This window comes from Edaphobacter sp. FHG110511_03 (assembly GCF_059115365.1).
This window is the reverse complement of sequence record NZ_JBZYWL010000006.1, coordinates 285433-305176: the sequence shown is the minus strand read 5'-3', so window position 1 is coordinate 305176 and position 19744 is coordinate 285433. Positions and strand designations below refer to the sequence as shown.

General features: G+C 55.9%; 19 protein-coding genes. 14 read left to right on the top strand and 5 right to left on the bottom strand.

The features are described 5' to 3' along the window. Positions 1-23 precede the first annotated feature (23 nt). From AC5S26_RS23730 to AC5S26_RS23720, 3 genes are all read right to left on the bottom strand, one after another. The gene (locus AC5S26_RS23730) at positions 24-401 is read right to left on the bottom strand and encodes a hypothetical protein (protein ID WP_494187429.1); all 378 of its coding nucleotides are present in this window, start codon (positions 399-401) and stop codon (positions 24-26) included. 170 nt (positions 402-571) lie between these two features. Continuing rightward, positions 572-937, bottom strand: coding sequence for a VOC family protein (locus tag AC5S26_RS23725; protein WP_494187428.1), 366 nt, complete (start codon positions 935-937; stop codon positions 572-574). Positions 938-1136: 199 nt separating this feature from the next. Beyond that, complete coding sequence (locus AC5S26_RS23720; RefSeq protein ID WP_494187427.1) at positions 1137-2810, bottom strand: glycoside hydrolase family 28 protein; 1674 nt, start codon at positions 2808-2810, stop codon at positions 1137-1139. A gap of 228 nt (positions 2811-3038) precedes the next feature. Here AC5S26_RS23720 and AC5S26_RS23715 point away from each other — a divergent pair, with 228 nt between their 5' ends. The 4 genes from AC5S26_RS23715 to gltX all read left to right on the top strand — a co-directional run bounded on the left by AC5S26_RS23715 (position 3039) and on the right by gltX (position 7318). After that, positions 3039-4097, top strand: a complete 1059-nt coding sequence (locus AC5S26_RS23715; RefSeq protein WP_494187426.1) for a hypothetical protein — start codon at positions 3039-3041, stop codon at positions 4095-4097. Between the two features lie 11 nt (positions 4098-4108). Then, positions 4109-5188, top strand: a complete 1080-nt coding sequence (locus tag AC5S26_RS23710) for a hypothetical protein (protein ID WP_494187425.1) — start codon at positions 4109-4111, stop codon at positions 5186-5188. A gap of 69 nt (positions 5189-5257) precedes the next feature. Further along, positions 5258-5764 carry a chemotaxis protein CheX gene (locus tag AC5S26_RS23705; protein WP_494187424.1) on the top strand — a complete coding sequence of 169 codons (507 nt, stop codon included), beginning with the start codon at positions 5258-5260 and terminating at the stop codon, positions 5762-5764. A 66-nt stretch (positions 5765-5830) separates the two neighbouring features. Continuing rightward, positions 5831-7318 (top strand): glutamate--tRNA ligase, encoded by a 1488-nt coding sequence (gene gltX / locus AC5S26_RS23700; RefSeq protein ID WP_494187423.1) that lies wholly within the window; start codon positions 5831-5833, stop codon positions 7316-7318. Positions 7319-7362: 44 nt separating this feature from the next. Here gltX and AC5S26_RS23695 read toward each other — a convergent pair whose 3' ends face one another. Continuing rightward, positions 7363-7857, bottom strand: coding sequence for a hypothetical protein (locus tag AC5S26_RS23695; protein ID WP_494187422.1), 495 nt, complete (start codon positions 7855-7857; stop codon positions 7363-7365). A 66-nt stretch (positions 7858-7923) separates the two neighbouring features. On the opposite strand from AC5S26_RS23695, the gene AC5S26_RS23690 reads away from it, so the two are divergent. The 5 genes from AC5S26_RS23690 to flgL all read left to right on the top strand — a co-directional run bounded on the left by AC5S26_RS23690 (position 7924) and on the right by flgL (position 13879). Further along, positions 7924-10152, top strand: a complete 2229-nt coding sequence (locus tag AC5S26_RS23690; protein WP_494187421.1) for an alpha,alpha-trehalose-phosphate synthase (UDP-forming) — start codon at positions 7924-7926, stop codon at positions 10150-10152. A gap of 23 nt (positions 10153-10175) precedes the next feature. Continuing rightward, positions 10176-10967 carry a trehalose-phosphatase gene (otsB, locus tag AC5S26_RS23685; protein WP_494187420.1) on the top strand — a complete coding sequence of 264 codons (792 nt, stop codon included), beginning with the start codon at positions 10176-10178 and terminating at the stop codon, positions 10965-10967. An 80-nt stretch (positions 10968-11047) separates the two neighbouring features. Continuing rightward, complete coding sequence (flgM, locus tag AC5S26_RS23680; protein ID WP_494187419.1) at positions 11048-11350, top strand: flagellar biosynthesis anti-sigma factor FlgM; 303 nt, start codon at positions 11048-11050, stop codon at positions 11348-11350. A gap of 197 nt (positions 11351-11547) precedes the next feature. Next, on the top strand, positions 11548-12954 hold the full coding sequence (flgK, locus tag AC5S26_RS23675) for a flagellar hook-associated protein FlgK (protein WP_494187418.1): 1407 nt from the start codon (positions 11548-11550) through the stop codon (positions 12952-12954). 25 nt (positions 12955-12979) lie between these two features. Further along, a complete protein-coding gene (flgL, locus tag AC5S26_RS23670; protein WP_494187417.1) occupies positions 12980-13879 on the top strand; it encodes a flagellar hook-associated protein FlgL in 900 nt (299 codons plus the stop codon). 12 nt (positions 13880-13891) lie between these two features. On the opposite strand, the gene AC5S26_RS23665 is transcribed toward flgL, so the two are convergent. Continuing rightward, positions 13892-14665, bottom strand: coding sequence for a tetratricopeptide repeat protein (locus AC5S26_RS23665; protein WP_494187416.1), 774 nt, complete (start codon positions 14663-14665; stop codon positions 13892-13894). 149 nt (positions 14666-14814) lie between these two features. Here AC5S26_RS23665 and AC5S26_RS23660 point away from each other — a divergent pair, with 149 nt between their 5' ends. From AC5S26_RS23660 to AC5S26_RS23640, 5 genes are all read left to right on the top strand, one after another. After that, positions 14815-15264: an SET domain-containing protein gene (locus AC5S26_RS23660; protein WP_494187415.1), complete on the top strand. Its 450-nt coding sequence runs from the start codon at positions 14815-14817 to the stop codon at positions 15262-15264. Between the two features lie 52 nt (positions 15265-15316). Further along, the gene (gene dnaX, locus AC5S26_RS23655; protein WP_494187414.1) at positions 15317-17308 is read left to right on the top strand and encodes a DNA polymerase III subunit gamma/tau; all 1992 of its coding nucleotides are present in this window, start codon (positions 15317-15319) and stop codon (positions 17306-17308) included. Positions 17309-17326: 18 nt separating this feature from the next. After that, positions 17327-17650: a YbaB/EbfC family nucleoid-associated protein gene (locus tag AC5S26_RS23650; protein ID WP_494187413.1), complete on the top strand. Its 324-nt coding sequence runs from the start codon at positions 17327-17329 to the stop codon at positions 17648-17650. Then, complete coding sequence (gene recR / locus AC5S26_RS23645) at positions 17650-18249, top strand: recombination mediator RecR (protein WP_494187412.1); 600 nt, start codon at positions 17650-17652, stop codon at positions 18247-18249. Before AC5S26_RS23650 ends, recR begins: the two co-directional genes overlap by 1 nt. Before the next feature lie 263 nt (positions 18250-18512). Further along, positions 18513-19517 (top strand): metallophosphoesterase, encoded by a 1005-nt coding sequence (locus AC5S26_RS23640; RefSeq protein WP_494187411.1) that lies wholly within the window; start codon positions 18513-18515, stop codon positions 19515-19517. Positions 19518-19744: the final 227 nt, after the last annotated feature.

The window sequence follows — 19744 nt, the reverse complement described above, 5'->3', positions numbered from 1 at the left end:
GTAGAGCGCTAGAGAGGAGCTGCCTAGATTCTTAGGATGGAAACGGTGGAAGGCGGGGACTTCGGAGGCGAGTAGTTGGGGCTTTCAACCAACCCGGCGACAGCAGAGGTTGGATTCACCAGCTCGAAAGCAGCCAACCAGATCATAGGAGCCACAGTCGGGTGGAACGTCACGGCCTTCGTGTCCAGCGCGTTATCGTGGACGCTCGGCGGAGTCTTTTGGCAGCAGCCATACGACGCCGGCATCTCCATCTCCCCGCATTGGCTCTTCATCGCCCGGCAGCAGGCGCGCTCTTCGGTGTTCATCTGCGCATCGGGAGCTAGACAAGCCATCGCCGGGGCCAAGCATGACACCAGAAGCAGGACCAGCACACCGAATTGCCGGAAAATGCGCATCGCCATAATTAGACTACGTCTAACCAACATATAGAGCAAACGACCATTCTGCACCCTCGGGTTTCCGGGTCTGAGGGAACGACTTATCAAAAAGCAGTGGATATTGAGAGAACAGGAAAGCTACTCGGGATGTTGTAGCGACCCTCCCGCGCGGCTTGAACCGGATCGGATCGGCATCAATCCGTTGCGGCAGGCTGCCAAAGCTCCACACGGTTTCCCTCTGGGTCGATGAACCAGCCAAACTTTCCAAAATCGTAACTTTCACGTTTGGGATCGACCGTGACACCTTCGTCTGTCAAACGGTCCAGCACTCCATCGAGGTCATCCACTTGGAGGTTGATCATCGCTTTCTGTGCCGAAGGAAAATACGCATCCTCTTGTCCGAAGAAGGCGAAGACGACCTGAGCGCGTTGCGTCGAGGCAGGAAACGCGAAAGACCCCTCGGACCTCGTTAGACCGAGATGCCGCTCGTACCATTTATACAAACCTTCTGGATCATTCGCTCGGACAAATGCACCGCCAAAGCCGGTGATTGAAGCCATGCAGCCTCCTCTGAGAACCTTTGTCCGGAGCTTACCACTGAAGGATCACAGTATGGCTGTCAATCTCAATGCCGTTGATGATTCCGGCAAACGCGCATTTTTGTCAGTCACTTTAAACTCACCACAGACTCCACCTGCGCTTTGCCAAACTACCCGATCGTACTCCCGGCTTCCTCATCATTCATTATGGATCCGAAGCTTACCGCCGCAGCCTGACTGCCGTTTTGGTTGCGCCATCTTTAAAAGCAAGTGCAGTTGTGGCCTTTGAGATGTCACCGCCATCCACGACGATCCTCTCGTTTTCTGTACCTTCGATTTGAAGGAAGGTTCCGGTAGAGGTAAGGACGCGCGGTGCCGTGATCAGGACTTCCCTGCTGTTGGTGAAACGAAGCATGGATTCACTGGAAGAATTGCTGTCTGCGCTCAAACTTTGTATGGATGCATCGGTTACGCCATCGAAGATGACCGCGGGACGCTGATCCGGAGAGCTGACCTGGAACCGGATATTCTGCATCGTGAGGCCATGCACTCCTCTCGCATACAAACCATAAGCCGGCATCGGGCCGAGCATGAAGTACTCGCCGGCAAATGGCGGAAGCTCACGCCTGGCAGCGTCTTCGGCTGTACCACCGCCGCCGAATGTTAGATGAATATTGTCGAAAGAGACATTCTCCAGCGTCGATCCGCCAACGCTGTTGAGCGTGATGCAGGAGTGGCGTTCTCCAGGGTTGTAGCCACTGGTGACGGATGCCTCTGAAAGCTGCGGAGGATCGGTCGTCACGGTGCCGTGTATGTTACTGAACGAGATATTGCGCACGATCGCAGGAGTTGTCTCGCCAGGATGCGCTGCAGGTGGTTGGGAAGCCGGCTTGTTGAGCTGATTGCGTGGTGCGCTTGGGCCAATACTAATGTTGATAGGACCCGTCACGTTCCGCATTACCAGGTTAGAGAACGAAATGTGTTCAAAACAATCCCCGGGAAAAGCATGAAGCTTGATGGGACACCCGTATACCTCATAGAACAAACAATTGGAGACCGTAATGTTTTCCGCGTGCCCCCCGCCAAAGCGGAATACGGACCAGCGCGTGCTAAATGAAGAGTTGGTAATGGTGATGTACTTACACGACCCGAACATGGCACACGCATCGTCCTGTGACTTCACGATGCAGTTGCTCAGCGTAACGTGTTCGGCGCTGATGAAGTGAAATCCGTCATTATTTCCGTTAACTCGATTGTGGATGTAAATGCCATCCAGGTGAACGCGTTTGCTCTGGATAATACGAACACTGTGATATGCGCAGTCGAGCAGATCGATATCACGGACCACGAGACCTTCGCATCGATACGCAAGCAGGTGATACGGACGACGGTTCCCTCCCAGGCCGCTGGGAGGAGGCGTGCCGCGAACCGCGGAATGAAATTGTGCCCCCTGACCATCGATCGTCCCGGGGCCTTCTAAAGTTATATTTTTTGCATTCACGGCGAAGAGGAGTGCCCAATTCCCATCTTCAATCGTGTGGTCACCCGTCAGAGGAATCGCTTCCACGGCATGGTATTGTTTGCCATCGCCACTCCCCAGCAATTTTCCGGAAGCCACGATGTGCACGGTAACATTGCTCTTCAACTCAACGGTGCCAATCAGGAAGATACCTGCCGGAACCAGAACAGTCCCCCCTCCATCCAGCGTGCAGGCGTCAATGGCCGCTTGTAGAGCACCGGTATCGAGCGTTTTACCATCCCCCTTTGCTCCGTAATCGCGAATGTTATAGACGCGTGCGCCAAGGTCATTATTCGAACCGTTAGACCGCGATGTCTGCGCTATGGCACTTCGTCCTCCAAGAGACCCGATAACCGCACCTGCTATTGCAGGCATGGTTACTCGTCCGAGCCATTCTCTCCTTGTTAACTGAGTGTCTGTGGATTCGGGTCCAGGCCAACTGTCTTTCAAACTCGACCTCCGGGTTTCGGGTCCCTATTCGATTTCAATCCGTAAAAAATAAAATTCACAGGTGAGCAAACACCATAAATGTATGCGTATACAATTTGCAAACGAAAGTTTCTACCGCTTATTGTGGCTATTGCTTTTCGAGAGGAAGGATCAATGCGTTGGCATATTGCGTTATCTACCTTCATTCTTACAACCTTTGCCTTAGCCGCGAGCCATCTGCCGCTGACTACAGTCCTCCAGAGTTTTACAGCTGCCAACGTCCCTCGCCTTGGCCCGAACGAACACCCGATCGATCGCAACTGGCCCGATCCCATCAGCGTAGTTCAGCGCCCCGGCCATGGCATCTCACAGCATCCCATGCTTTATGCGGGCGAAGGCTACAACAACATCTTCCTCGTAAATGACGGCAAGGTTATCTGGAACTACTTCACCGGAACCCGCGGCGAAATCGATGACGTCTGGTTGCTTACCAATGGGCATATTCTCTTCACACGCCAGTTCGCGGTTGAGGAGGTAACACCGCAAAAAGAGATCGTCTGGCACTACGACGCACCGGCGGGTACTGAGATCCACAGTTGCCAGCCCATCGGGCTCAACAAAGTTCTGTTAGTACAGAACGGACTTCCGCCGCGACTCATGATCGTCGATAAGAAGACAAGTAAGGTTGAGGTTGAGCATGTGCTCCCTGCTGAGAGTCTTACTGATCAGAAGACGGTACACCCACAATTCCGCCGCATTCGAATGACAGCCAAGGGGACGTATCTTGTACCTTTCCTGAAGCTGAATAAGGTGGTGGAGTACGACAAACATCTCAACCCAATCTGGACCTATGAGATTCCGACGCCGTGGGCAGCTGCCCGCTTGCACAACGGAAACACGCTGATCACGGACGAACGCGACAAGCTGGTCCGTGAAGTAAACCCGAAGGGCGAAACCGTGTGGGAGTTCAAGCAATCCGATCTCCCTGCTGATGTCATCCTGCACAACATCCAGACCTCCGAGCGTCTTGCGAACGGAAATACAGTCATCTTTAGCTCAACTGGCGGAAGCAAACGGGAAGACCGTCCGAACATCATCCAGGCCCTGGAAGTAAGTCCTGATAAAAAGCTGGTGTGGGTTTTGCAGGATTGGAAGAATCTTGGCCCTGCCACAACCGCTCAGTTCCTGGACCAACCAGGGGTACCAGAAAGGCCGGGAGATTTGCAGCGCTAGGAGAAACACTCATGAGCTCTACGAAACTATCACGTCGCAATTTGCTACTCGGCACCGTCTCCGCAATAGCCGCAGATGCCCTTCCACTTCGCGCAGTTCTTCCAGTGAAAGGTGTGGCGTCCACACCATCATCGGCGCAGTCTAACCCTGTCTCGAGCCGCGCTGCCTGGATGCAGGACCCTCGTTATTGCTGGGGCGTCATGACCCATTACCTTGCCGATTGGCAAGCGCGTACAAACAACCTTGTTATGACGGTGGATCTCTGGAACAAGCTTGTAGACGATTTCGATGTCGAAGGAATGGCCAAGCACCTGGAATCAGTCGGGGCTGGCCATTATCAGCTCAGCATCGGGCAAAACTCCGGTTATTACCTTTCTCCAAACTCTGTATATGACAAAATCACGGGTATTCAACCTGGCAAATGTTCCCATCGAGATCTCGTCGCGGACTTCTACGAACCCTTACGAAAACGAGATATCAAACTGATGGTTTATCTCCCATCAGGAGCTCCAGGGCAGGATAAGACGGCAGTAGCAGCGCTCGAATGGTTGAACGGCCCATACCCAAACAAAAATTTCCAACTCAAGTGGGAACAGGTCATTACGGAATGGTCACGGCGCTGGGCAAAGAAAGTGGCAGGCTGGTGGTTCGACGGCTGCTACTTTCCCAATTCAATGTACCGCTCATCGGATTCGCCTAACTTTGCAAGTTTGGCTGCTGCCGCTCGTGCTGGTAATCCGGATTCCAGCCTCGCATTCAATCCCGGCGTGACTTATCGCATTGTCTCTATGAGTCCATGCGATGATTACACCGCTGGAGAAATCGACAAACCTGAATTAGCCACCGTTCGCCGCTCTGTGGATGGCCGCGTTGACGGCGCTCAGGTTCACATGCTCAGCTTTCTCGGTGAAAAGTGGGGTTCGGGAGCACCGCGCTTTACTACAGATCAAGTCATCACCTATACGAAGAAAATCAGAGATTTTGGTGGATCCGTCACATGGGACGTGCCTGTCAAGCTGGACGGAACGATCCCTCAGCCATTCCTCGATCAATTGGCCGAGTTAGGCAACGCGTTTCCTAAGAAAGCATAAGGCGGGGCTCATCTTTAACGCGGTTATGCCGATAAGGCTTTTATTCGCCGAAGGAGAACCCTACCTAATATGGCTCAGTCCACCGTTGACGCCGCTACTTCCGACAGCCTCGTCGCTCTGGCTACAGATACAGTTACCCTCGACCAAACCGTTGAGGAGGTTCTTGGCCTCATGATGGGAGTGCCTGTCAATGTCTCTGAGACTCCGATCGCGCCTACGAATGTTCCCGTCACACTCACTGCTGTCATCGGACTGGCAGGAGCACTCAGCGGGGCCTTCACTGTTGTCGTCAATGAATCTGGAGCAAAGCAGATTACAACTTGCATGATAGGCACGGAAGTTCCTACCGTCGACGACACCGTCCTTGATGGGCTTGGCGAAATCGCCAATATTCTTGCCGGGGCATGGAAGTCGAAGATACCTGCTCTCAATGCCGAATGCTTGCTTTCCGTCCCGACCGTCGTAAGCGGAACCCACTACGACATCCATAAAAAGGCGTCGACATTTCGCCTTATACGGTCCTACCAGTTTCAGGGCTCCGTCTTAACGATTTCGGTGTATGGAGAGCGCCCTTAGGTCCTACTCTTCCCCCTGCTTATGTGCCGCCTCTGGCTCTGCTAGCATTAATACTTGACCGCTATCATGACCAGTATCCGTACAGAAGCCTCTATCCGCGTCCGCATTGCTCCTTCACCTACCGGGGACCCTCACGTTGGCACCGCCTATATTGGCCTGCTCAACTACATCTATGCGCGCCAGCGGTCGGGTAAATTTATCCTCCGCATCGAGGACACCGATCGCGCGCGCTTTGTTTCCACCTCCGAGCAGATGATCTTTGATTCTCTCCGCTGGCTTGGGCTTGCCTGGGATGAAGGACCGGACGTCGGCGGACCTTTCGGCCCCTACCGCCAATCGGAGCGAACGGAGATCTACCGCACACATGCCGAAGTCCTCCTCAAAAACGGCACCGCGTATCGCTGTTTCTGCAGTCCTGACGAACTGGAAGCCGTACGTAAGCAGCAGATTGCGGCCAAACTTCCGCCTCGATATCCCGGAACCTGCCGTCATCTCTCCACGGAGCAGGTCGAGCAGAACCTTGCGACCGCGAGACCATACACCATACGGCTTGCTGTTCCCCCCCATGGTTCGGATCTCTCCTCCTCCACGACCTTTCGGGACGAACTTCGCGGCGCGATCACCTTCGATCACAACAACGTCGACGATCAGGTTCTTCTCAAATCCGACGGCTACCCAACCTATCATCTTGCCAACGTCGTCGACGATCACCTCATGGAGATCACCGATGTCATCCGCGCAGAAGAGTGGATCTCTTCTACGCCGAAACATGTCCTGCTCTATCGCGCCTTCGGCTGGCAGCTTCCTCGCTTTTGGCACATGCCGCTACTGCGCAATCTGGACAAGTCGAAAATATCCAAGCGGAAAAATCCCGTTTCACTCATTTACTACCGCGACAGCGGTTATCTGCCCGAGGCCATCACTAATTTTCTTGGTCTTATGGGCGGAGGCATGCCCGGCGATATTAATAACGGCACGGAACAGTTCACCTTGGCTGAGATGGTGGAGCATTTTGTCTTTACCAACATCCGGCTCGGCGGGCCCGTTTTTGATCTCACAAAACTTAAGTGGCTTAACGGTGAGTATCTTCGCAAGCTGTCACCCGAAGAGTTCTTCGCTGCAGTCCGCAACCGCGTCTTTGGCGATGACTATCTGCGTCAGATCTCCTCCCTAATGCAGACTCGCATTGAAACCCTGAGCCAGTTCGGAGATCTGACCAGCTTTTTCTTCTCCGATAACGTCATGCCATCTCAAGAGATCTTTCTTCCGAAGAAGCGCACCCTCGAAGAGACACTTCTGTTTGCGCAGGATCAACTTGCAACGCTTGAAGCTACCGACTGGAACCACGAAGCTTTGGAACCTGCGTTGAAGAAGCTGGGAGAGGAGAAGCTCTGGTCCGTCAAAGAGAACTTCATGCTGCTTCGAGCGATCATTACCGGCAGCACGATGTCGCCACCTTTACTTGAAAGCATGCTTGTCTTCGGAAAAGCCCGATCGCTTGACCGTGTACGCCGATTTCTGGATGCACAGAAGAAGCTCTCTGCAAGGAAGTGATGGCGGTACATTTACCCCATCACAACGCCCTTAGATGCACAAATTCAACCTTTCGTTTGCTGTCGAAGTATTCGCTTATCCGAACGGGCACGGCTGCTCATCTGTGCCACGCCAGACCTCGACTTTCGTAACTTGGCATCGTCACGCGCTGATAACGGCGAGATAGACTTAGGAAGATGAATAAAAGTCTTCCTAGGATTGAGATTGAATATTGCACACAATGCCGCTGGCTTCTCCGGGCCGGCTGGACTGCACAGGAGTTGCTGACCACATTTCAGGACGAAATCGGACAGGTCTGTCTTCAGCCAGGCACCGGTGGCATCTTTGAAGTACGGATCGGAGAAGACATCGTGTGGTCGCGTGCGAAGCAGGAACGATTCCCGGAGATGAAGGAACTCAAACAGCTGATTCGCGATCGCATTGCCCCAGAACGCGATTTGGGCCATTCGGATCGATAAAATTCGAACTTCACCAACGTGATCTTCATTCACAAAGCCTTTAGGAAGTATCGGCAAGTAGAAGACATCAATGGGGATCAACCTTTAAACTAACCTTACGCTGCTCCCGTGGGAGTATGCATTATTGGGCCTATGCGGATTCTAAGTTTGCGACTGATCATAGCGCTGATTCTGGGGGTTACCCTGGTATCTCTCGTATCATCCTGGTCTGACGTTCAGGATGATAAGGAAGCTCTGCGCCGCGATCTGCAGTACAAGGCCGAGACGTTCGGAGAAAGTCTTGCAAGCAGTGCCGAACTCTATCTGGCAAACGGAGATACTGTTCGACTCGAGCAGCTGGTTCGAAGGTTCAGCAATCGCGATCATCTCCTGGGTATAGGAATCTATGATCGCGACAGCTCCAGACTGGTCATGACGCGTGAGTTAGGATCTTTGCTCCCCGGAGCGCCTGAGGCTCTCACGAGTGCGCTTGCCCATGATCGCCCGGAGACCGGTTTCACGCGGTTGCATTTCAGGCGAGTGTATCTGCTGGCGGCACCGCTTCATGCCGCCGATAAGAAAATCATCGGTGGAATTGTCATCGTTTATGAGACTGGCTACATTCGCACCGAGATCTTTCGCGTCTGGGGCCGGATCTTTATTCGTATAGCCGGTCAAGTCCTCGTAATTGTGGCAATTACGCTGCTTATCGTGCGCTGGAGTCTTGTCGGCCCGGTCGCGCGTGCAGCGCAGTGGATGAAGACACTCCGTACCGGAAGGCAGGCTGTCCAACCGCCATCCAAGGACCTCGATTTTCTACTGCCTCTGGCGCGCGAGATGGCGCCCTTGGCAGAGAGTATGCGGCGAGCTCGCACAGCGGCGGAAGTAGAAGCTCGGCTGCGGAATACCAATGAATCCCTGTGGACGGCGCAAAGATTAGCGGAGCATGTTCGAAATAAGCTGGATGGAAGCAACCTGTTCGTGGTCTCGAACCGGGAACCCTACATTCATAACTGGCAAGGCAACGCAATCACGGTCACCGTTCCAGCCAGTGGTTTGGTCACAGCCATCGAGCCAATCCTCTGTGCCTGCAATGGCACATGGGTGGCGCAGGGCAGCGGCTCCGCGGATGCAGAAACAGTAGATAGCAACAACCGATTGCAGGTTCCGCCCGACGATCCCAAATATACCCTTCGCCGAGTCTGGCTTAGCGCTGCGGAAGAAGAGGGCTACTACTACGGTTTTGCCAACGAAGGCTTATGGCCGCTCTGCCATATGGCGCACACCCGTCCTACATTCAGAGCCTCGGACTGGGAGTACTACAACACCGTCAACGAGCGGTTCGCCGACGCTCTGGTTGAAGAGATGGCGGGCGAACAGAATCCTGTCGTCTTGATCCAGGATTACCATTTTGCTCTGCTGCCCCGAATGATCAAGGACAGAATGCCTCATGCCAGAGTCGCTATCTTCTGGCATATTCCCTGGCCGAATCCGGAAGCCTTCAGCATCTGTCCGTGGCAGCGAGAATTATTGGATGGTCTGCTCGGTGCCGATCTCATCGGATTTCACGTGCAGGCGCATTGCAACAATTTCCTCAGCACGGTAGATCGGGTCCTCGAAGCCCGAGTGGATTGGGAGCACTTTTCAGTGAAACGCAACGATCACTGGTCCTCTGTTCTTCCATTCCCCATCAGCGTTGAACTCACCGAAGAAACCTCTCTCCCTTCAGAACGGAATGCCGAGGAGGAACGTAGCGCCATCATCTCCGAACTGGGAATCGAAGCAACCTTCCTCGGTGTAGGCGTAGACCGGGTCGACTACACCAAGGGAATCATCGAGCGCTTCCAGGCTGTCGAGTCCTTTCTTGAACGCCACCCTCGTTACCAGGGCAGATTCACCTTTATCCAGATTGGCGCTCCAACGCGTAGCACCATTCCCCGATATGCCGAATTCCAAAGAGAAGTGGAATTCGAAGCCAATCGCATCAATGATCGCTTCAAGCGCGGCAAGTGGAGACCTATCGTCTTTCTGAATCGACAGCACTCTCATAAAGAGGTGCGGCGCTACTATCGTGCGGCTCATCTATGCATGGTTACGTCTCTTCACGACGGGATGAACCTCGTCGCCAAGGAATACGTCGCATCGCGCGATGATGAGCGCGGAGCCTTGATCCTGAGCCGGTTCACAGGAGCGGCCAGAGAGTTGCGGGACGCGATCATCATCAATCCCTATGACATCCAGGCAACGGGAGAAGCAATCGCAAGAATTCTGGATATGGACACCAGCGAAATCGTTGACAGAATGCGAAGAATGCGAAAAACAGTGAAAGAGCACAACATTTATTGGTGGGCAGGCAGCCTTATCGGGGAGCTCTGCGACCTCCGCCTTCAGCGTTGATTCCCTTCTCCATGGAGACTGTAATGTCAGATTTGCAAGGGACCACCGCTATTTCAGATTTTCTCAATGGCTTGGCCAACGCTCCAGCATCTGTCCTGATGTTGGATTATGACGGCACGCTGGCGCCATTTCAGGTCGACCGCTATCAGGCTTACCCCTATCCCGGCGTTCTGCCCGTGCTTGAGAACATCCAGCGAAGCGGTAAAACGAGAATCATCGTAATCACAGGGCGTCCCATCGAGGAAGTCCAGGCCTTGCTGAGCCCTTTTCGCGGGATCGAAATCTGGGGAGCTCATGGCCTTGATCATCAACTTGCCGATGGTACACGACGGCAAATTCCGATCATGCCTGAATTCAGTGCCGTTTTGGAACAGGCCCGGGAGTGGTTAGCACTTAGTGGCATGGCCGGCATCACCGAAGTTAAACCCGGAGGCGTAGCGGTTCATTGGCGAGGCATGCCAGAAGAACAGATCGCCAAGGTACTCTCGCAAACTCTTACCCGCTGGTCCTCTCTCGCTGAGCATCCCGGTCTCAAGCTCCTTCACTTCGAGGGCGGTCTCGAATTACGCATCACTCACCCCGATAAGGGAGACGCAGTTGCCACGGTCCTGAAGGAGCTGGACGAGACTATACCGGTCGCGTTTCTCGGGGATGACCTTACCGATGAGGACGCATTCCGCAAGCTTTCGGAGCGGGGCCTTTCCATTCTGGTGCGTGATGAATATCGTCAGACCGAAGCAAAGATCTGGCTCAAGCCACCGCAGGAACTCATCGCCTTCTTGGACGAATGGTCAAACCGAATCCGTCTCAGCTGATCCAATGCACGCATAATGATCGCGCAGAGTACTAAAGTTTATGGCGGAGCTGCCGATGAACTCGTACAGTTGGAGGAAGAATGAGCTACCCAAATGGAATTGGTGACTGGAACCATAGTTCGAATTCAGTTGCCCCAACATCGACTTCGGAGATTCGCCCGGTAGTCGACCGCGCAAAGGCGGTAGAGTCGAAGCCGGCAACACGTACGAATACGGACGAAACGAAGCTCAGTCCTGCGAGTGAAAAAATTGCGCAGGCCCTCAGCGGATCCGATGTCCGTACCTCAAAAGTGGAAGCCCTGCAAAAATCAATCGCAGATGGAACGTATAAGGTTTCGTCCTCCCAGGTCGCTGACAAGTTGATTCAGTCGCTGCTCGATTGACGCAGGCGCTGTCGCAATCTGGATCTGGAAAGTCCCGCCCCTGAAGTTCATGGAAAACGAATGGCGATCCTCTTGAGATAGAGGCTCACCAACGGTTGGATGCGCTCGGTTCTCAAGACCGGGCCAGGGGAAGCGTGTCTTTGGACAGATAACGTTGGTGTGTGTCGAAAGTTGTGTGCTGGAAAGGAACGGTAAAGATGGGAACCTTGAATTCGGCACTGGCGTTGGCGCAGCAGGCTCTGATGGCAAATCAGGCAGCGCTCAACATTACCTCGAACAACGTTGCCAACCAGAACACTCCCGGATACACGCGGGAGGTTGCGACCTGGCAGGAAAATGATAGCGTCACAATCGGCAACGTCACCGTAGGCCAGGGCGCGAGCGTGGGGGCGGCAGCCTCGCAGCGCGACCGCATTCTTGAGAAGAGAGTGCAGCAACAGATCCAGGTACAGGCGCAGAGCCAGTCGCTGGGGGATGCTCTCAACCAGGTCCAGAGCATCTTCGGGCTCAGTTCAAGCTCCACCTCAGCCAGTTCGACAGCGCTCGGCACGGCTCTGAACGGTTTCTACAACGCGCTATCGTCGCTCACAGCGAATCCGTCGGATTCTGCCGCACGCCAGAAAGTGATCTCGGCTGCAAGCAACCTGGTCGGCGCCTTCAACTCCGCATCGAATCAGATGGCCGGGGTCTCGTCGGATCTGGATAAGCAGGTTTCGGGATACGTCGACAATGTGAACGGCCTGCTCTCGACTATTGCGACGCTGAATCAGAAGATCTCAAGCACCAGCCCGAATGGGGACGCCGGTGTACTCGAAGACCAGAGGCAGCAGGCCATCGCGCAGCTTTCGCAGTACATCGGTCTCGATCAGATCACCATCGAGAACAACCAGATTACCCTGACCACCACGAATGGAGCATTGCTGGTAAGCGGTGGCCAGTCTTACGCGATAGGCACCTCCCAGGTATCTGGTGCGACCCATATCACAGCGGGAATTCCGCCGAAGGACGTAACGGCGGGGCTGACGGGTGGCGCCCTTGGCGGTGCCCTCGAAGCAAGAGATCAACTGCTGCCCCAGTACCAGAGCTCGCTGGACAAGCTGGCCTATGACATAGGAACCCAGGTCAACCAGATAAACGCGCAGGGACTGGATGGAAACGGAAATCCGGGCGCGGCCATCTTTCAGCTTCCGGGCAGCGCGAGTGGTGCTGCTGCTCTGATTGGGATGGCAACGACGGATCCACAGTCGATCGCAGCAGCGGCAGTCGGCGAGGGCTCTACGGGAAGCAGCAATGCCCTGCTGCTGGCCGGGTTGGCAAATGGAGCAACGGTCGGAGGCCAGACCCCGCTGAATTTCTTGACGAATATGCTGGGGCAGATCGGAAGTGCCGCATCCGCTGCGTCGTCGGACAGCACGGTGCAGCAGGCTGCGCTGTCTCAACTGACTAGCCAGCGCAATGCTCTTTCGGGCGTATCGCTTGATGAAGAGGCGTCAAATCTTACCCAGTACCAGCGAGCCTATGAAGCCGCCGCCAAAATCTTTTCCATCACCGATGAGCTGATGGCCAGCGCGATCAACCTGGGCGTAACCACGTCCGTCTCGTAAGCGAAAGACAGAGGGAGCGAAGACCATGAGGGCAGATCCTACCTACTTCAACAACGTTGTGCTGGCAATCAACAGCGCCATGAAGAACTCGAACGATCTTGCAGCGGAGCTTTCAAGTGGCCTGCGCGTGGGATCTCTCTCCGACGACCCGGCCGCTGCAACCCAAAGCCTTCGGCTGGATGGCAAAATCGCAGCCATCGACACCTACGTGCAGACCGCCTCGGGCGTCTCGTCGCGCCTGCAGATGGTGGATTCAACTCTGGGCGAAGTTGTTTCGCAAGTGACCTCGGCGATTTCGCTCGCCGTCGGCGCGGCAAACGGCACGCTCAACGATGCCAATCTGAAGTCCATCGCGGAACAGGTCACGTCGATTCGCGACAATGTGCTGGCGCTGGCAAACACCAGCTACCAGGGAAGCTTTCTCTTCGCCGGAAGTCAAGGGACAACAACGCCTTTCAGCCTGGATACGACGACAACGCCTTCTACAGCCAGCTACCAGGGCGATAGTAACGTGCAAACGATTGAGACTCCGGGAGGCCAGAAGATCCAGATCAGCCTGCCGGGCTCGTCGATCTTCGGCTCGGGCAGCTCAGGAGTTCTCGGGGTTTTGAATCAGCTGGTGTCAGACCTTACAAGTGGAGCTCCCACGGCAAGCATTTCAGCGGACAGCTCTGCGTTGACCGATGCCCTCGGTACGGTGTCAACGGAGCGCAGTCTTCTGAACAACTCCCTGAGCACGATCCAGTCCACGAGCACCTATGCACAGACCCAGGAGGCGCAGTTGAAGGTGCAGCAGGGCGCGCTGGTCGGCTCCGATCCTGTAGCTGTAGCGACGGAGCTGAAGTCGAGCCAGACCCAGTACCAGGCGTTGCTGAGCGTAATCACCGCACTGCAACAGGACAACCTGTTCAGCCACCTGCAGTAATCGAACTGCGGACTAGTGCTGGAGCTCGGAGAGGGCTTTGTGTGCCTGCTTGATCCTGAGACCGTCGGGATTCAACTGCAGGTAGGCGTTGTACTCCGCGATCGCCTCGTCGCGCTTCTCAAGCTTCTGCGCGACATGGGCCAGGGCGAAGTGCGTCTCGGGGTCAGAGGGCAGAGACTTGACCGCATCTTTAGCACGGAGATAGGCAGCATTGAGATTGCCTGCATCCTCGTAAAACTTGGAGATCTTCAGGTCTTCCGCGGCTCGGTCTTCATCGCTTTGGAGCTTCTCTACCTTGGGAAGACGGCGGCGGGCCGAAGGTTTAGGACTGTCCCCGTTATCGTTCATCGGCGGCTTGTCCGCAGCCGGTGTACTTGCAGGATCGTCAGAACTGGAAGAGCTGCTGCCGGACGAACCGGAGCTGCTGCCTGAGTTGTCGGGTTCGGAGCCGGGCATTGGCGGAGCCGAGGTCGGGAAGGGGAACTTGTCGGCTGCCGAAGGCTGTTTTCCACCCGGAGCAGGAGCATCGGGCGTGTTCTGCTGCGGCTGAGCCTTTGATGGCTCCGACTCGCCCGGGAACGGAAAACGCTGCGCGGCAGGCGCCTCTTTTCCAGTGGAAGGAGCGCAGGGATCGCTGCCCTGCTGAGATTTCCCATCGGAATTGCTCGAAGCCTTATCCGTCTTTTGCGGACATGGAGCAGGTGGGGGTGTCTGAGCGCGCACGAGCGCCGTCATCGCGAAGACAGCGATGAGCGGGAGGACGCGAATCGAAAGACGCCTCATCATCGTTAATTAGACTACGTGTCTCGGGAGTTTGACGCCTGAGTGCGAGAGTTTGTTATATTCAGCATGACTGGCTTGGGAAGAAGAGGCTTTTGCCGCTCCAAATGGATGTTCCCTGCCTCAAAAATCCACACATTCACAATGAGTTCTCAATGATCCCAGGCCTGATGATTCGTTCTTCCTCTATCCATGCAGCGGGCTGCTACACGACGCGGCCCATCCTTAAAGGCACCAGGGTCATTCAATACGACGGCCCGCGCTTCGGAAAGGATGAGGCGGACGAGCGCTACAAAGACCGTTTCATCACCTACCTGTTCAGCACCGGCAACGGCAACGTGATCGACGGCTTCGGTACGGCCATGTTCATTAATCACTCCTGCGACCCGAACTGCGAAACCGAGCATATCGACGATGAAATATGGATCCTCGCCACTCGCGATATCGCTCCCGGTGAGGAGCTGACCTACGAATATAACCTGCACGACAGCGATGACGACGACGCGGATTGCCACTGTAAGTCGACGAAGTGCCGGGGAACGATGTTCAGCGAGGACGAGGTAAAACGCCGTGCGCGTAAGGCTCGCCGCGCGGCAAAAGCTTGAAGCTCTCGCGGACGCTACAATAGCCAGATGCGGCTAAGCGCCGCCCGCGTTTATGGCATACCAGGTTCTAGCAAGAAAGTATCGTCCGCAGCGCTTCGCCGATGTCGCGGGGCAGGATCACGTAACCGTGACGCTGATGAATGCGCTCACGCAAGGCCGGATCGCTCACGGCTATATCTTCAGCGGACACCGGGGAATCGGAAAGACAACCATCGCTCGCATTCTGGCGATGGCGCTGAACTGTCGCAATGCGATCGGCAGCGCCGAGCGGCCAACCGCAGAGCCCTGCGAGGTCTGCGAGTCTTGCGTGGAGATTCGCGCCGGCAACGCCGTTGACGTGATCGAGATCGACGCCGCCACCAATCGCGGCATCGATGAAATCCGCGAGCTGCGCGATGCGGCAAGATACCGCCCCGCGCGCGATCGTTACAAGATTTACATCCTCGATGAGGCGCACCAGATTACCGATGCCGCCTTCAATGCCCTGCTCAAGACGCTCGAAGAGCCGCCGGACCACATCGTCTTCATGATGGCGACCACTCAGCCGGAAGACATTCCCCAGACGGTGCGCTCACGCTGCCAGCACTTCAGCTTTCACGCCGTGAAGCTGGTCGATATTCTGGCGCAGATCAAGGGAATCGCCGCACACGAAGGGGTGGAGGCCGACGATGCCGCCCTGGCCCTTCTCGCCGAGGCAGGCGATGGGTCCATGCGCGATGCCCTGTCCATCATGGATCAGGCCATCGCCAGCGCTCCGGTGGAAGATGGCCGGCCACGGCTCGACGCCTCCCAGATCCGGGAGCTGATGGGCACGGTTCCGAACGCTGTCTTCGAGCGCGTCCTTGAAGCCATCGATGCCAACCGCAGCGCCGAGGTCATCACGATAGCCAACGACCTGCTGGATGCGGGCAACAGCCCGGCACAACTGGCTCGGCAGTTCGTGCGCTATCTACGCAACTGCGTCATCGCGAAAATCGCCGGTGTAGAGGCGGACGGAGGATCGACGGAGCTTCTGCAGATCTCTGCCGATGAGCAGAAGCGTGCAGGCCGTTCTGCGGCACTCTTCACCGAGGAGGAGTTGACGCGCTTTCTTCAGGTGATGCTGCGAACCTTCGACGAGCTGGGATATCGGCAGGAACAGAGGTTTCACTTCGAGCTTGGCCTCCTGAAGCTGGTCCACCTGCAACGGCTGTTGCCCGTAGAGGAGCTCTTGAGCCGGTTTCCGGTAACGGGCGGCTCATCAGGATCAACGCCTCCGCGCGCGCGTTCGACGTCCACGCCACCCTCAACGCCAACAGCGCCGGTCTCGCGCGCAACGCCCTCGCCAGCTCCCGCCTCGGCGACCGCGGCTCCTCCTAAGCCTGCCTTCTCTCCCTTCGCATCCAGCAATAGTAGGAAGAGCTTCGAACCGGCTCCTGTTCCTCCAGCACCAAAGGTCAACCCGCAACCAGAGGTTCTGGTCCAGACTCAACCACCACCCTCCACGCCGATGGTTTCCATCGTCGAGACAGATCCTGTCTCCGAAATTTCGGCAGTCGAGGTCGCCGCAGAACTGTTGGGGATGGGCGCGGTTCCCACTGCGACGCTCGAACCCGAGGCCTCACCGGTAACAAGTTCAGAAGAACGATCAGAACCAGCAACGGATGCTCAGCAGTCTGCAGAAGGTCTGCAGCGCATTGCGATAGAAGCTCTGAGCGCAGCCAAAAGCCAGGGTTCGGCAGCGGATGCACTTGCCGACGCGGAGTGGACCATCACCGGCGACGAGCTTCGCGTGCAGACCGAGCTCTCGAAGACTATGCTTCCCATGGTAATCAACGCGGATGCTGATCGCATCGTTCGTGCCGCGTTGAGAAGCGCCGGTGCGGCTCAATGGAAGCTGGTGCTGCTGCCGGGGGCGGCAAAGACGGCGGCCTCCAAAAAGCCAAGGGCGGCAAAGACCGGAAGCGCTCAGGCAAAGGCCATGGACCACCCTGTCGTGCAGCAGGCGCAGCGGCTGTTCAACGCCGAGATTCGCAATGTGATCGACCTGCGCGACAACGACTAGAACTTACGAGGATTGGATATGGATTTCTCTGACCTGGCAAAGATGAAAGACATGATGGGACAGGCGCGCCAGATGCAGGAGCAGATGGAGCGCAAGCTTGCCGAGACGATCGTTGAGGCCTCGACCGGCGGCGGAGTGGTCTCCGTGCGGATGAATGGTAAAAAAGAGGTTCTCCGGTTAAAGATCGAACCCTCCGCCGTCGGAAGCGCAGGAAGCGATCTGGAGCTTCTGGAAGACCTCATCGCCGCGGCGATCAATGAAGCCGGACGCCGCGCCGACGAAGCCATGAAGGCCAACGTAGCCGGCATGATGGGCGGGCTCAACCTCCCGGGGCTGGGCTAGTGGCGCGATTTGCCGAGCCGATGACGCGGCTGATCGACGAGCTTCGCAAGCTTCCGGGCATCGGCACCAAAAGCGCGCAGCGGCTTGCGTTCCACGTGCTGCGCTCCTCGGCGGACGATGCGGAAAAGCTCGCGGGAGCGATTCGCGAACTGAAGGCCCGGCTGCGATTGTGCTCCGTGTGCAACAACATCACGGACGTGGATCCGTGCAGCTACTGCACCAGTGCGGTACGCGATCAAAGGCTGGTCTGCGTGGTGGAAGAACCAACGAATATCGCCACCATCGAAAAGACGCGAAGCTTCGCAGGCGTATATCACGTGCTGCATGGAACGCTGTCCCCGATCGGAGGCGTAGGGCCGGAGCAGCTTCGAATCGCAAACCTGATGACGCGGCTTTCCGCAGTGGATGAGGTGATTCTCGCAACCTCGCCGACAACGGAGGGCGAGGCAACAGCGCGCTATCTGGCCGAAGAGATCCGGCACATCGACACTCGCGTCAAGGTAACGCGGATAGCCACAGGAGTTCCCGCCGGCAGCGACATTGAGTACGCCGACGAGATCACCATGTCTCGCGCACTCGAAGGTCGCCGCGAACTTTAGCACTCTCGGATGTTGGCGCGAGGTTAGACAGCTGGCTTCCTCACGAAATTGCTTCCGCAAAATTTAGCAGAACATCCTCTGGGAATAGCCTCCCCACGTAGCCGCAATTAGCCCAAAATAAAACGTCATTCCGAGCGAGCGTAGCGAGCCGAGGAATCCCTGTATTTCGCTCGGACCTTGCAGAACGTTGGAATTAGGAAACCCTGCCTTCCAGCACCAGCCTGTTTTAATCGAATTTCATCTCGTGATGGTATAAACGCACCATGAATGGGGCTCTTAGTCGTCGTGGATTTCTTCGTCAAAGTTTTGCTTTCAGCGCGCTTGCGGGGCTTGGTTCCCTCCCCTCGCTTGCCAAACCTCACGGACAGTCGGAAGGGCTGCAATGGCTCATGGTCGGAGACTGGGGCTACGAAAACTTCGCCGCACAGAAGACCGTCGCCGCTGCGATGCAGGCCTATGTCCGCGAGCATCGGCTAAAGCCGGATGCCCTGCTGATGCTGGGAGACAACTGGTACGGTGAGCTTCCCGGCGGAGTGGATTCTCCCCGCTGGAAGACGCAGTTCGAAGACATGTATCCGAAGGCGGACTTCGATTGCCCCGCCTATGCCGTGCTGGGAAATCACGACTATCAGCGTATGCCGGAAAGCAAGGTTGACGCTGAGCTTGCCTACGCGAAAAAAGACGGAACCCGCTGGATCATGCCCTCGCGCTGGTACAGCTTCGAATTCCCTTCCGCACAGCCTCTGGTGACGGTGATCGCACTCGACAGCAACATGCCCCACCCGAAAGGTCCGCAGGCCTCAGGTGTGAACTTCACGCTCACGCCGGAGGAACAGGCCGAGCAGCTTAGCTGGCTGAAAGCTGAGCTCGAGAAGCCTCGGCATACGCCTTATCTCATCGTGATAGCCCATCACCCGATCTATTCCAACGGCCCGCACGGCGATCATAAAGTGCTCCTTGCCGATTGGGAGCCGCTGTTGCGGCAGCACAAGGCGCACCTCTACTTCGCCGGTCACGATCACGACATGCAGCACCTGGAGTTCGAAGGGCACCCGACCTCGTTTGTGTTATCCGGCGGCGGAGGAGCGGATCTCTACACCCTGAAGATCGAAGAGGCCCAGCGTGGTCCTTATGCGGCAAAGGTCTACGGCTTCAGCCATCTTCAGATCGCTCCGGATAAGCTGACTCTGTTGCACCTGGACCACACAGGCCGGGTAATTCATGGATTTACTAAGACACCTGACGGTGTGGTCAAACTTCTGAGCTAAACAGAGCTGTCAAGCTCATATCTACGTAAGTAGAACATAATAAAGCATATACACTTGCATAAGAGTTTATGCGCTTTCGATATACTAAAGAGAGAACGCAAGAAGAGCCCGGATCCTATCCGGGCTCTTTGTTTTTAACCATTACTTTCTTACAAATATCTGTCTGCAAGTATCGGTCTACGAAAATAACCGCCCACAAAAAATATCCGTCATTCCGAGCGGAGCGC